13 protein-coding genes are annotated in these 12,480 nt (G+C 73.7%); 7 read left to right on the forward strand and 6 right to left on the reverse strand.

Annotated elements, in window-relative coordinates; genetic code table 11:
* Positions 1–217 precede the first annotated feature (217 nt).
* The gene (locus Pta02_RS31505) at positions 218–1,114 is read right to left on the reverse strand and encodes a polysaccharide deacetylase family protein (RefSeq protein ID WP_239131369.1); all 897 of its coding nucleotides are present in this window, start codon (positions 1,112–1,114) and stop codon (positions 218–220) included.
* Between the two features lie 244 nt (positions 1,115–1,358).
* Between Pta02_RS31505 and Pta02_RS31510 the strand changes: the two genes are divergently transcribed.
* On the forward strand, positions 1,359–3,335 hold the full coding sequence (locus tag Pta02_RS31510) for a C1 family peptidase (RefSeq protein ID WP_203878621.1): 1,977 nt from the start codon (positions 1,359–1,361) through the stop codon (positions 3,333–3,335).
* Between the two features lie 25 nt (positions 3,336–3,360).
* Here Pta02_RS31510 and Pta02_RS31515 read toward each other — a convergent pair whose 3' ends face one another.
* Complete coding sequence (locus tag Pta02_RS31515; protein WP_239131370.1) at positions 3,361–4,227, reverse strand: DUF4394 domain-containing protein; 867 nt, start codon at positions 4,225–4,227, stop codon at positions 3,361–3,363.
* A gap of 214 nt (positions 4,228–4,441) precedes the next feature.
* Here Pta02_RS31515 and Pta02_RS31520 point away from each other — a divergent pair, with 214 nt between their 5' ends.
* From Pta02_RS31520 to Pta02_RS31530, 3 genes are all read left to right on the forward strand, one after another.
* Positions 4,442–5,029, forward strand: a complete 588-nt coding sequence (locus Pta02_RS31520) for a hypothetical protein (protein WP_203878622.1) — start codon at positions 4,442–4,444, stop codon at positions 5,027–5,029.
* Between the two features lie 28 nt (positions 5,030–5,057).
* The gene (locus tag Pta02_RS31525; RefSeq protein ID WP_203878623.1) at positions 5,058–5,924 is read left to right on the forward strand and encodes an ATP-grasp domain-containing protein; all 867 of its coding nucleotides are present in this window, start codon (positions 5,058–5,060) and stop codon (positions 5,922–5,924) included.
* Positions 5,925–6,089: 165 nt separating this feature from the next.
* A complete protein-coding gene (locus Pta02_RS31530) occupies positions 6,090–6,932 on the forward strand; it encodes an alpha/beta fold hydrolase (protein WP_239131371.1) in 843 nt (280 codons plus the stop codon).
* A 65-nt stretch (positions 6,933–6,997) separates the two neighbouring features.
* Here Pta02_RS31530 and Pta02_RS42070 read toward each other — a convergent pair whose 3' ends face one another.
* From Pta02_RS42070 to Pta02_RS31545, 4 genes are all read right to left on the reverse strand, one after another.
* Positions 6,998–7,267, reverse strand: a complete 270-nt coding sequence (locus tag Pta02_RS42070) for an SIR2 family protein (protein ID WP_275423632.1) — start codon at positions 7,265–7,267, stop codon at positions 6,998–7,000.
* Positions 7,268–7,346: 79 nt separating this feature from the next.
* Positions 7,347–7,949 (reverse strand): Sir2 family NAD-dependent protein deacetylase, encoded by a 603-nt coding sequence (locus Pta02_RS42075; protein ID WP_275423633.1) that lies wholly within the window; start codon positions 7,947–7,949, stop codon positions 7,347–7,349.
* A gap of 59 nt (positions 7,950–8,008) precedes the next feature.
* A complete protein-coding gene (locus Pta02_RS31540) occupies positions 8,009–9,124 on the reverse strand; it encodes a cellulose binding domain-containing protein (RefSeq protein WP_203878624.1) in 1,116 nt (371 codons plus the stop codon).
* A 176-nt stretch (positions 9,125–9,300) separates the two neighbouring features.
* Positions 9,301–9,735, reverse strand: coding sequence for a DUF4396 domain-containing protein (locus tag Pta02_RS31545; protein ID WP_239131372.1), 435 nt, complete (start codon positions 9,733–9,735; stop codon positions 9,301–9,303).
* Between the two features lie 467 nt (positions 9,736–10,202).
* On the opposite strand from Pta02_RS31545, the gene Pta02_RS31550 reads away from it, so the two are divergent.
* The 3 genes from Pta02_RS31550 (at position 10,203) to Pta02_RS31560 (ending at position 12,453) form a co-directional block, all read left to right on the forward strand.
* Positions 10,203–10,697 carry a hypothetical protein gene (locus Pta02_RS31550; RefSeq protein ID WP_203878626.1) on the forward strand — a complete coding sequence of 165 codons (495 nt, stop codon included), beginning with the start codon at positions 10,203–10,205 and terminating at the stop codon, positions 10,695–10,697.
* A gap of 106 nt (positions 10,698–10,803) precedes the next feature.
* Positions 10,804–11,457, forward strand: a complete 654-nt coding sequence (locus Pta02_RS31555) for a class I SAM-dependent methyltransferase (RefSeq protein WP_203878627.1) — start codon at positions 10,804–10,806, stop codon at positions 11,455–11,457.
* Positions 11,458–11,496: 39 nt separating this feature from the next.
* Positions 11,497–12,453, forward strand: a complete 957-nt coding sequence (locus Pta02_RS31560; RefSeq protein WP_203878628.1) for a phosphotransferase family protein — start codon at positions 11,497–11,499, stop codon at positions 12,451–12,453.
* The last annotated feature ends 27 nt before the right edge of the window (positions 12,454–12,480 follow it).

Below are 12,480 nucleotides of genomic sequence, written 5' to 3' on the forward strand. Positions count from 1 at the left end.
GGTGCCCGCGCCGAGTTCCAGGATGCCCGCACCGCGCGGGATCGCGGAGTGGATGATCTCGGGTTCGCCGTTCGCGGTGAGGGTGGCGTAGTAGTCCACCGCGCAGCCGTCGGGAGTGATCGGGCCCGGGCCCGTGCCGTGGTAGAGGCGTCGTGAGGTCACCCTCCCCATTCTGCGCGGACCTGTCCCGTACGGCGCGGGCCCGGTCGGAGCGCCGTCAGAGCGCCACGGCGGGCCGCGGGGAGCCGCCGTAGACGAGCTTCGGCGCTTTCCCGCCGTACAGCTCGCTGACGGTGACGAACTTGTAGCCCCGCGCGGACAGGCTCTCCAGCACCTTCGGGATCGCCTTCACCGTCGTGGGATGGATGTCGTGGAACAGGATGATGCCCCCCGGGGAAGCCGATTTGACGGCCTTGCGCGCCACCGCGGCGCTGTCGCGGTATCTCCAGTCCTCGGTGTCCACGCTCCACAGGACCACGGGGCGCGTCGTCTGCCTGCGGACGGTCTCGTTGAAGGCCCCGTACGGCGGGCGGACGAGCTTCGGCGTGACGCCCGCGGCGGCCTTGACGGCCCGGTCGGTGCGGGCCAGGTCGGAGCGGATCTCGGCGCCCGACAGCGTGGTCAGGTTCCGGTGGGACCACGAGTGGTTGCCGATCTCGTGGCCCGCCTCGACGGCCTGCCGTACCGGCCCGGGGTCCGCGGCGACGTTCCGCCCCACCACGAAGAAGGTGGCGTGGGCCCGGTGGTCCGCCAGGTGGCGCAGGAGCGTGCCGGTGTACCGGCCGGGGCCGTCGTCGAAGGTGAGGGCGATGCACTTGGCCCGGCGACAGCCGGCCGACTGGCCGGCGGCGCGCACGGAGAGCGCCGGCCCGGACGACATCCCGGGCGGCATCCCGGACTCCCCGCCGGCCCGTACGGCGTGCCACGCCTGGGAGCCGGAGCCCGCCGCCGGTGCCCGCACGGCCTCGGCGGCCGGCGCGGACCGGGACGCGGCCGGATCGGCCGCCCGGCCGGTGCCGCACGCCGCCGTCAGAGCGGCCACGGCGAGCAGCGTCGCCGCCCATCGCCTCGTCCCCGGCCGCACCGTCGGGCGCGACCCCCCCTTGCTCTTCATCAAGCCCCCCGTCCACCGCACGTTCAGTCGTGCGAAGACGCTCTGTATCGTGGCGAAATATGGATCGTTCCAACGATTTCGACAACCGGGCGACGCGATTGGTTCGCGCCGGACGCGCTTTCGGATGGGGACTTCCACTTCCGCCGCGGCGGCCGGACCGGGGAAATCCCCGGTGCCGTCCCCGGCGCGGTGCCGGGGGCGGCGGCCGTACGGTCGCGGGATCAGGACCCGAACGGAGAGCACCATGATCAAGACCGCACCGCCAGGAGAGATCGAGGTCCCCGGGGCGGGCTCCTTCGCCCTCAACGTCCTGCCCGACGTGTTCGACGAGCGGGACCTGCCGTACCGGCCGAGCCTGGCGCCGCTGGAGCCGGTCGTCGACACCCGTACCGGCCGGTACGTGATGAAGCAGGAAGGCGAGTCCTGCACGGGCCACGCCCTGGCGGCGCTGATCAACAACCTGCTTCGCGAGACCGGCGCGCCGGTCAGCCCGTACATGCTCTACGACCTGGCCCGCCGCTACGACGAGTTCGAGGGGGCCGCCGACATCGGCTCCTCGCTGCGCGGCGCGCTGAAGGGGTGGTACCACCACGGCGTGCTGCCCGAGGAGGACTGGAGGTTCCCCGACCCGGACCCGCTGCCCGACCTGTCCGACCCCAAGATCCGGACCGAGTGCCTGCGGCGGCCGATGGGCGCCTACTACCGGGTCGACCTCACGCGCTTCGACGACCTGCAGTCGGCCATCCGGGAGATCGGCTCGGTCTGCGTGTCCGCCGTCCTGCACGACGGCTGGATCCGGCCCGAACGGGAGCGGCACGACGGCGAGACCATGCACGTGATCAGGCGGCCGTCCCGCCCGTCGGCGCTCGGCGGGCACGCCTTCGTCCTGGTCGGCTACAACGCGGTCGGGTTCCTGGTGCAGAACTCCTGGGGCAGGCAGTGGGGACGCGGGGGGTACGCGACCCTCCCGTACGACGAGCTGGACCTGCTGGACGCCTGGGTGGCGCGGCTGGGCGTGCCGGGCACCCCGCCCGCCGGGCGCGCCGGCCGGGTCACCGGCGGTTCCCTCATCCGCGCCGTCCCCGCGCCCGACCCGGCCGAGCTGCGGGAGTACGTCGTCAACATCGGCAACGACGGGAAGCTCTCACGCGAGGGGCCGCTCGACAGCTCGCCCGCGCAGATCGACGGGATCTTCACGCGGATGAGGGCGGCCCACGAGACCTGGGCGCGGGACGGAGGCGGCGGCGCCAGGCACGTCGTGCTGTACGCCCACGGCGGGCTGACCGGCGTCTCCGACGGCCTGCGGATCGCCCAGGCGAACCTCCAGTGGTGGCGCAACAACCGGGTCTACCCGGTGTTCTTCTCCTGGCAGACCGGGCCGTGGGACACCCTGATCGACCAGGTCCTCGACCTGCTCCGCACGCGGGTGCCCGTCGGGGCGGGACTGGGCTTCTTCGAAGGCGTCGACCGGCTGGCCGAGGCCCTGGCCAGGACCAGGCTCGCGTGGGCGTGGAAGCAGATGAAGGACAACGCCGGCCTGGCCTCGGCGCCCGTGACCCGGGAGGTCGAGTGGAGGTCGACCGCCGCGGAGGGGCCCGGGGCGACGCTCACCGCGCTGCGCCTGCGCAAGTACGTCACCGAGAACCCGGGTGTGAAGGTGCACCTGGTGAGCCACAGCGCCGGAGCGATCTTCCTGGCCGGGCTGCTGGAACGGCTGGCGGCCCTGCGCGTGCCGGTCGAGACGCTGAGCTTCACGGCGCCCGCGATCCGGGTGGACGCCTTCCTGGAGCGTGTGCTCCCGCACCTGGTGAACGGGCAGGTGCGCTCCTTCGCCACCTTCGCGCTGAGCGACCGGCTGGAGCTGGACGACGTGTGCGGCGTGGGTTCTCTGGCCCTGTACCACAAGTCGATCCTGTACCTGGTCTCGCGCGGCTTCGAAGGGCCCAGCAACGGCGCGGAGGTTCCGCTGCTGGGCATGGAGAAGTTCTTCGACAGGCCGGACAGGGACGGCGGCACCCTGCGCAAGAAGATCGCCGATGTCGGGGGGACGGCGATCTTCTCCCACTCCTTCGCGCAGCCGCTCGGCCGTTGCGACGCGACGTCCCACTCCGACTTCGACTCCAACACGCTGACGATGACCTCGATCGTCGCCCGCGTCCTCGGCCTGAGGGAACCGGGACCCGGCAACGGGTACCGTTCGTACGCCCCGAGGCAGCGCTGAGGCGCACGGCCGGCGGCCCCGCGCCTCAGCCCTGACCGTCGAGCTGGACGGCGATATCGGTGACCTGGCGGTTCCTGGGGAAGGCGCCGATCTGGGAGGCCGTGCCGGTCAGCAGGTCGACGGAGTGGAAGCGATAGCCGTCGGGGGCCTTCAGGGTGGCGTAGGCGGCGTTGGAGACGGTCACACCCTCGCGCAGGGTGCTGAAGACGTCGAAGCCGGCGCCCTCGGCCGCGTCCACGCCCAGCTTGCCGGTGGGGGCGAGGTTCCCGGCGTTCGCGGGGGACTGGACCGACACCTGGTCGGCCGTGGTGTCCACGTCGAACAGCGTGGTCGCGGTGGCGGGGCTGAGGTCGTTGTTGGTGTATCCGGCGCCGGAGACGCCGGTCGCGGTCGCACCGGTCGTGGCCGGCGGGACCGGCGGGTTGGTGAGGGTGCCGTCGGTCGCCGTCGCCCCCCGGGCGGGCGCGCCCATCGGGTCGTCGATGTTGTGCCGCAGGTTCTGCCCGGTGTCGCTGACCACCCGCAGGCGGTTGGCCGCCGGGTTGAAGTCGACACCGAAGTCACGGCCGTTGAGCGCCACGGTGAGCTGGGAGACCTTCGTCGCCCTCGTGCCGGCGACGGTGTAGACGCCGCCCTTGTCGCCCACGGCGTACAGCTTGCCGTCCTGGACGCGGAAGTCGATGCCGACGACCTTGACGTCGCCGCTCAGCCCGCTGATCCGGCCGAGCCGGGTGACCCGCTGCGGGGCGTCGGCCCGGAAGGTGACCAGGGTGTCGTCGCCGACCAGGCCGACGACCTTGGGCGCCGCCGCGTCCCCCGCGTGGGCGGGGACGGCGGCTCCCAGACAGGCGCAGGCCGCCGCCGCGGCGGCGAGGGCCAGTGTCATACGCATCGTTCATCTCCTCTGACTGGAAGCGAATCCGGAAGGACCCGGTTGCGAGCGGATCCGGCCGGAAGCGAATGACCTCCATTCGCCCGGGACCGGGGCCCGGATGAACCCCGCCGCCCGCCGCGGAAAACCGGTTGTGCGGGCCGTACGGCGGGCGCTTCCATGAACGGGACGGCTGGATGTGACGGTGAACAGGGGAGAGGGATGACGGTGGGACGTGCCGGGCGGTAAGCGGCCGAGGCCGGCGAACGCGCACGAGACCGGGGACAGGCTGAAGCTGCACCGCAGGACCCTGCGGGCGGACGGCCGCGAGTATCATGTGATCACGCTGCGGCCCGGCACCGCGGCCGGGTTCTCCACCAACCACCACCACGGCACCTGGCACATCCTGTCCGACGTGCACGGCGCCCGGCTGCTGGGACGGCTGCTGTGGGGGCTGTCCTTCCAGCGCAGGCCGGGCACCCTGGTCCTCATCGACCGGCCGCACCTGGACACCAACCCGTTCGACGCCGAACCGGCCGATCCGATCCTGCTGGCCCCCTCGCACCTGACGACCCTGACTCCGCAGGCGATCCGGCAGCTGCGCCGCCTGCTCGCCGGCCCCCCGCCCTCCCAGGGCACCGTGCGCTGGCACACCTGGGGCCTGGACACCGAGGCCGCCCGCGTCCGCGAGGACCTGGCCCGGCGGCGCGAGGTCCTGGCGGCCCTGCCAGGCGGGTCGGACCCCGCCCGGGTCAATCCCCTCATCTGGCGTCACAACGCCACGGTCCGCGCCCGCCGTCTCCCGGCGGCCGTGGCCGGGTGAGGACGGAGAGGGCCGTATCCTGCCGATCATGACCGTGGGTGTGCTGTTCTGCTCCGATCCGCTGCGGCCCAGGCGGGCCGACCCGCACTTCGCCGCGCAGGCGTCGGCCGTACGCGACCGGGACGGGCGGGTGGCGCTGGTGGACCACGACGCGCTGGAGGCCGGGCGGGCCGGGGAGGCGGTGGCGCGGGTGCCGGACGGGTTCGGCCCGGCCTGGTACCGCGGCTGGATGCTGCGCGCCGAACGGTACGCGGAGCTGGAGGAGGCGCTGGCGGCCAGGGGCTGCCGCCTGCTCACCGGCGCCGCGGACTACCGGCGCGCCCACGAGCTGCCCGGCTGGCTGCCCTGTTTCCGGGAGCTGACGCCGCGCACGGCCGTACTGCCGATGGAACCGGGCGAGCCCGCGCCCGACGGGCGTCGGCTGGCGCTGTCGGCGGCCGGGCTGGGAGAGGGCGGCCTCGTCGTCAAGGACTACGTCAAGTCGCGCAAGCACGAGTGGCTCGAGGCGTGCTACGCGCCGGATCCGGAGGCCCTGACGCGGGTCGCGGCCCGCTTCGTCGAACTGCAGGGCGAGGACCTGACCGGCGGGCTGGTGGTCCGGGAGTTCGAGCACTTCACCGGGGCGCAGCTGCGGGTGTGGTGGCTGGACGGCGAGCCGGTCCTCACCGGGCCGCACCCCGACAGCCCCGATGAGACGACCGAGGGTCCCGGCGACCTGGGAGGGGTGCGCGCGGCGGTGCGGGCGCTGGGCGTCCGGTTCGTCACGACCGATCTCGTACGGCGGGCCGACGGGGTCTGGCGGGTCGTCGAGGTGGGCGACGGCCAGGTGAGCGACTGGCCCTCGACGGCCGATCCGGGGGTGCTGGCCGGAGCACTGCTCGCCGCCGGGGGATAGCGCCGCGAGCGACGCGCCCGGCCACGGTCCGGAGACCCTGGCCAGGATCCCGATATATCTGGGTATGGCGATGGACGGCATATCCGGTCACGCTCCCGGGGCGTCCGGTTGACGGTCTCGCCGACGTGTCTGGTGCGGGGGGGCCGTGGTCGTTAGGCTCGCCGGGTGATCAAGGAAAGCGATCTGCGGCTGGGCGACGGCCGTACGCTCCACGTCTACGACACGGGGGCGGACGGCGACGACCGCCTGGTCGTCTTCTGGCACCACGGCACCCCGAACATCGGCTCGCCCCCGAGACCGCTGTTCCCGGCCGCCGAGCGGCTCGGCATCCGCTGGGTGTCGTACGACCGGCCCGGATACGGCGGCTCGACCCCCCTGCCGGGCCGGGACGTGGCGTCGGCGGCCGCCTGCGCCTCCGCGGTGGCCGACGCGCTCGGCATCGGCCGCTTCGCGGTCATGGGGCATTCCGGAGGCGGGCCGCACGCCCTGGCCTGCGGCGCGCTGCTGCCCGGACGCGTGCTCGGCGTCGTGAGCGTGGCCGGACCCGCCCCGTCCGGCGCCGAAGGGCTCGACTGGTTCGCGGGCATGACGGCCTCCGGCGCGGCGTCCCTGCGCGCCGCCGCCGAGGGGCGCGCGGCGAAGGAGGAGTACGAGGCCTCGGCCGAGTACGACCCGGAGATGTTCACCCCGCACGACCACGCCGCGCTCTCCGGGGAGTGGTCGTGGTTCGGCGACGTCGTCGGCCCGGCCGCAGCGGCCGGCCCCGGCGGGCTCATCGACGACGACCTCGCCTACGTCGCCCCCTGGGGGTTCGACCCGGCCGGGGTGAGCGCGCCGGTGCTGATCCTGCACGGCGGCCGGGACCGGGTCGTTCCTGCTTCGCACGGCGAGTGGCTCGCCCGCCGCTGCCCCTCGGCCGAGCTGCGGCTGTCCCCGGACGACGGGCACCTGTCGATCATGAACTCCGCCGGGCCGGCTCTGGACTGGCTGCGGGCGCGCGCGGAGTAGGGCCCGGCTTCCGGGAGGGCGCCGGAGCGGTGGCGCGGGGTGCGGCGGCCCGGGTGCGGGCGGGCTCACCCGGCCGGGGCGGACTCCGCCAGGAGCGTGGTGAGGGCCGGGCCGAGAGGGGCGTCCAGGGTCAGCAGGGCGTCGGCGTCGCCCCGTGTCGGGCCCCGGTTGACGATGGCGACGGGGATGGCGCGTTGCGCGGCGTGGCGGACGAACCGGTAGCCGGACATCACGGTCAGCGAGGAGCCGAGGACCAGCAGCAGGCCGGCGCGCTCGGTCAGCGCGTAGCACTCCTCGACGCGGGGCTTGGGCACGTTCTCCCCGAAGAACACCACGTCCGGCTTGAGCAGCCCGCCGCAGCCCGGGCAGTCGACGACGCGGAAGGAGTCGACCTGGTCGTCGTCCAGGACGGCGTCACCGTCGGGGTTGATCGTGTCGGTCCGGGCGTGCCAGCCGGGGTTGGCCGCGCGCAGACGCCGGTCGAGCAGCTCGCGAGGATCGTTCGCCGCACCCCAGGCAGCGCACGCGGTCCAGGCCGCCGTGCAGTTCGATCACCTGCCGTGCCCCGGCGGCCTGGTGCAGGCCGTCGACGTTCTGGGTGATGATCCCGGAGATCAGTCCCCGGTCCTGCAGTTCGGCGACCGCGCGGTGACCGGCGTTGGGGGCGGCGCGGGCGATGTGGCGCCATCCCAGGTGGCTGCGCGCCCAGTAGCGCCTGCGGGCCGCGGCGCTGCCGACGAACTTCTGGTAGGTCATCGGCTCGGCCCGCCGCCTGCGGCCGGTCTCCCCGCGGTAGTCCGGGATGCCGGACTCGGTCGACAGGCCGGCCCCGCTCAGGACCACCACCTCGCCGTCCGCGACGAGATCGGCCAGCATCCGCAACCGGTGGCCGGTGCCCGTGCCCGCCGGGCCTGGCCCGGGGGGCGGAGCCGCGGAGACGGGGCCGGAGGACACGACCGCCGAGCCGTACGGCGTGCCGGACACGCCGCCGGGATCCCCGCCCACCACCTGAGCCACATGTCCATGGTGCCCGATGCCCGCGCGTGCCCGAGCCGCGGCGCCGGCGCCGGGGCGCCTCACATGGGCGAGCAGGCGAGGACGGGTGCGCCGTCGCCGCCGTTCCAGGAGGCCAGGAAGCCGAAGGTGGCCGAGGCCCCGGGGGAGAGGGATCCGTTCCAGCCGACGTTGCGCACGCTCACGTCGGCGCCGTTCACGGTCAGCGTGCCGTTCCAGATCTGGTTGATCCGCTGACCGTCGGCGAAGGTCCACCGGACCGTCCAGGCGCTCGTCGCGGCGGTGCCGGTGTTCTTGACCGTGACCTCGCCCTGGAAGCCGCCGGGCCACTGGCCGGCGTTCTTGAACGTGGCGGTGCAACCGCCGGCCGGCGTGACGGTGGGCGTCACCGTGGGCGTGACGGTCGGGGTGACGGTCGGGGTCGCCGTGGGGGTGACGGTGGGCGTCGCCGTGGGGGTGACGGTGGGTGTCGGGGAGGACCCGGACAGCAGGTTCACCAGCGCCGGGTACCACCGGTCGGCGATCTTCTGGTCGCCCGCCGCGTTCGGGTGCACGCCGTCGTAGGTGTCGGTGCCCGTGTTGAAGCCCGTCCACTGGTCGACGACGACCACCGGCGACTGCGAGGTGGAGGTGGCCGAGGCCCATGCCGGGATCGCGTTGTCGAAGTTGACGGCGCGCTGCGCGCACTCGGAACAGGTGGGCGGGTTCAACGGGATGATCTTCGCCACCAGGATCTTCATGCCGGGGTTGCTCGCGCGCATCTGGTTCACCAGCGTGGTGTAGGCGCCGAGGATCGTCGCGGGAGGGATGTTGCTCCACACGTCGTTGGTGCCGAAGTGCATCATCACGACGTCGGGCCGGGTGGCCGCCAGCCAGGCGGGCAACTGGTTCTGGGCGGCCACGTTGGTGGCCAGGAAGCCCCCGTGGCCCTCGTTGTCGCCGTCGTGGGCGACCCCGCAGCCCTGCGGCGGCAGGGTGCCGACGAAGTCGATGTTGGTGTGCCCGGTGCTCTGGAGCCTGTTCCACAGCAGGGCCCGCCAGCAGCCGGGGGACCCGGTGATCGAGTCGCCCAACGGCATGATCTTGACGGGGGCGGCGCTGGCCGGTGTGGCGGTCAGCACCAGGATCCCCGCGGCCATCGTGACAAGCGCCGCCAGTAAGGCGCTGATCCTCGACATCTCTGCTCCCGTCGTCGGCTGCGCAGATCGTAAGGACGGCCGCGGGCGACGGAACAGATCACCGGCCCCGGCGAGCGCCTGACCTGGGGCGTCGCCGGGGCCGGTGTGTAAGTTTCAGGATCGGGCGAGGGCGGGGCCGGCGTCCGGGGTGATGACGGCCGGGCCCCGGCGGGCGGTCAGTGATGGTAGGCGTGGACCACCGCGTGGCCCCTGCCCCGGCCTATGATCCACTTGTTGACCGGAGTGGTGACCAGGAAGGCCACCAGCAGGGCGAAGGCCAGCGCCCCCCAGAACAGGCCGTTGGTGAGCCCGGCGTCCATGGCCCCGGGGATCACGAGCATGACGCCGTTGTCGACGATCTCCATCACGATGATGGACACGGTGTCGGCGGCCAGCGCGAGCTTGATCGCGGTGCCCCAGGACACCCCGGCCCGGCGCAGCGGGATCAGGGTGAGCAGATAGCCGAAGAAGAAGGCCAGCGCGACGGCCGCGACGATGGTGGGCGCGGTGGACCAGCCCAGCGCGGTGCCGATCACCAGGCCGAGGATCTCGCCGATGGCGCAGCCGGTGAGGCAGTGCGGGGTGGCCGAGGCCGCCGTCCGCCAGGTCACCTTGGCCGGATGGCCCCCGTGCGCCCCGTGGGCCTCGTGCCCGTGCTCCCCTTGGCCTTGCGTCCCGTGTGCGTGTGCCTCATGCGCGTGGTGCCGGGCGCCGTGCCGGTGCTCTTCGTGGCCGGCATGGTCGCGGTGGTCTTCGTGTCCGGTGTGGTTCGTGTGCTGTGCGGGTCCGGACATCGTGTGCTCCTTGCTCGCCGGTGAGGGTCGACGCATCCGAATATATACCCCTAGGGGGTATAGCGCAATCGGCCCTCCGTGCATGCCCGGGTCTCGGGTGCCCACCGGGGGTATCTCCGGACCCCCTGACGCCGGGGCGCCGATCGTGTCGCCAACAGGTTGCTTCGTCGAACTATCTGGTTGTACGGTCGAACCATGTCATCCATGCTGCCTGAATCCCGCTGCTCCGGGACCGGTGTGTCGCGACGGAGACCGCGATCCCGTACGGCCTGCGGAATCCACCGATGAGCGGCCGGAACCGCGTCGCGGTCATCGCGGCCGCAGCCCTCGTCGTCGCGGCCGGCTTGACCGCCCTGGGCGTCACGGCGGGCGACGCCCGGCAGCGGGAGGTCGCGGACCGGGGGCGGACCGTCATGCCGTTCGACCTCGACCGCACCACGCACCGGTTCACCAAGGCCGGTGACGGCGGGGTGCAGACCGTCGTCGCCGACGACCCCTCCGACGCCGGGCAGATCCGCCTGATCCGCGAGCACCTCACCGAGGAGACCGCCCGCTTCGGGCGCGGCGACTTCGGCGATCCGGCCTCCATCCACGGCTCCTCCATGCCGGGCCTGCGCGAGCTGTCGGCCGGCTACCGGGACATCGAGGTCGCCTACGCCGAGCTTCCCGGCGGCGCCGAGCTCACCTACACCACCTCCGACCCCGCCCTGGTGACGGCGCTGCACTCCTGGTTCGACGCCCAGGTGGACGACCACGGCGAACACGCCGAGCACGGCTGACGGGCACCGCGGTCATCGCGCGCGGCGCCGCCGGCAGCCCGGGGCAAGGGGCACGGACGCCCCCGGACGCCGCGGATCTGTCGGTGGGGGTTGCCATGATGCCGTCATGGCAACGACGTCATCCATCGCCGGATACTGGGACGCTGCGGCCGGGCGCTTCGACGAGGAGGCCGACCACGGGCTGCGCGACGTGCGGGTGCGGGCCGCGTGGGGACGGCGGCTGCGGGAGTGGCTGCCACCGGCCCCCTCGCGGGTGCTCGACCTGGGCTGCGGCACGGGCTCGCTGATGCTCCTGCTGGCCGAGCAGGGGCACCGGCCGGTCGGCGTCGACCTGTCGCCGCGGATGATCGCGCACGCCCGGGCCAAGCTCGCCGGAGCCGGGATCGGCACCGGGGGAGAGGCGCTGGTGGGCGACGCCGGAGACCCGCCGGTGGGGCTCCGCCGCTTCGACGTCGTGCTGGCCCGGCACCTGCTGTGGACCCTCCCCGACCCCCGGGCCGCGCTGCGCCGCTGGGCGGACCTGCTGCGGCCGGGCGGCCGGCTGGTGCTGGTCGAGGGCCGGTGGAACATGCCGGCGGACGGGGCCGGCTACGTCGCCGGGGCCGAGGCCATGCCGTGGATGGGCGGGGTGGGCGCCGCGGTCCTCACCGGGGCCCTGCGCGAGCTGGTGACCGAACTCCGGGTGGAGCCGCTGACCGACCCGATGCTGTGGGGACGGGAGATCGACGACGAGCGCTACGCCGTGATCGCCACGATTTAATGAAGTGCCGGCGAAGGCGGCCTTCGCCATCATGGCGTGATGAACGCCCCCGCGAGCGGAGTGCGTCTGCCGTGGCAGGACGTGCCCGAGCAGATCCGTCGGGCCGTCGAGGCGCGTCTCGGCGCGCCGGTCGTCGACGCGGTGACCCAGCCGGGCGGGTTCTCACCGGGCGCGGCCGTACGGCTGAGGCTGGAGGACGGACGGCGCGCGTTCGTCAAGGCCGCCGGTCCCGAACCGAATCCGTTCACCGCCGACATCCACCGGAGCGAGGCCCGCATCGCCGCGGCGCTTCCCGGCGGTGTGCCCGCGCCCAGGCTGCTGGCCTCGTTCGACTCCGGCGGCTGGGTCGCGCTGCTGTTCGAGGACGTGGACGGCCGTCCGCCGGCCGACCCGTGGCGGGCCGACGAGCTGGACCGGGTCCTGGACTCCCTGACCCGGCTGGCCGCCGCGCTGGCCCCCTCCCCGATCGCCGCCCCGTCCGCCGAGGAGCGCTTCGGCGAGCAGTTCCAGGGATGGCGGCGTCTGGTCGAGGCCCGGGAGGCGGGCGCCGACGACCTGGACGGTCTCGATCCGTGGGCGGCACGCCACCTGGACGCGCTGGCGCAGACGGAGGCGCGCTGGACGTACGCCATCGCGGGAGACAGCCTGGTCCACGGTGACATCCGGGCGGACAACCTGCTGCTCACCGCCGACGAGGTGATGGTCGTCGACTGGCCGTGGGCGTTCGTCGGAGCCGGCTGGTTCGATCTGCTGGGCATGCTGCCCAGCGTGCGGATGCAGGGAGGCCCTCCCCCGGAGGAGCTCTTCACCGCGCACCCGGTCGGGCGGGAGGCCGACCCCGCGGCGGTGACCACCGTGCTCACCGCGGTCGCCGGATACTTCGTCCGGCAGTCCCGCCGGCCCGACCCGCCCGGCCTGCCGACGCTGCGCGCCTTCCAGGCGGCCCAGGGGAGGACCGCTCTGGAGTGGCTGCGCGTACGCACAGGATGGGCCTGAAAGCGCGCCCGCCGGGGCGGACCCGGA

It is taken from the genome of Paraplanobispora takensis (genome assembly GCF_016863195.1).
GTDB lineage: Bacteria > Actinomycetota > Actinomycetes > Streptosporangiales > Streptosporangiaceae > Planobispora > Planobispora takensis.

What these genes read in the sequence shown, in the direction of transcription:
- Pta02_RS31505 (WP_239131369.1), bottom strand. Translation starts at nt 1,114, where the DNA reads ATGAAGAGCAAGGGGGGGTCGCGCCCGACGGTGCGGCCGGGGACGAGG.
- Pta02_RS31510 (WP_203878621.1), top strand. Translation starts at nt 1,359, where the DNA reads ATGATCAAGACCGCACCGCCAGGAGAGATCGAGGTCCCCGGGGCGGGC.
- Pta02_RS31515 (WP_239131370.1), bottom strand. Translation starts at nt 4,227, where the DNA reads ATGCGTATGACACTGGCCCTCGCCGCCGCGGCGGCGGCCTGCGCCTGT.
- Pta02_RS31525 (WP_203878623.1), top strand. Translation starts at nt 5,058, where the DNA reads ATGACCGTGGGTGTGCTGTTCTGCTCCGATCCGCTGCGGCCCAGGCGG.
- Pta02_RS31540 (WP_203878624.1), bottom strand. Translation starts at nt 9,124, where the DNA reads ATGTCGAGGATCAGCGCCTTACTGGCGGCGCTTGTCACGATGGCCGCG.
- Pta02_RS31550 (WP_203878626.1), top strand. Translation starts at nt 10,203, where the DNA reads ATGAGCGGCCGGAACCGCGTCGCGGTCATCGCGGCCGCAGCCCTCGTC.
- Pta02_RS31555 (WP_203878627.1), top strand. Translation starts at nt 10,804, where the DNA reads ATGGCAACGACGTCATCCATCGCCGGATACTGGGACGCTGCGGCCGGG.
- Pta02_RS31560 (WP_203878628.1), top strand. Translation starts at nt 11,497, where the DNA reads ATGAACGCCCCCGCGAGCGGAGTGCGTCTGCCGTGGCAGGACGTGCCC.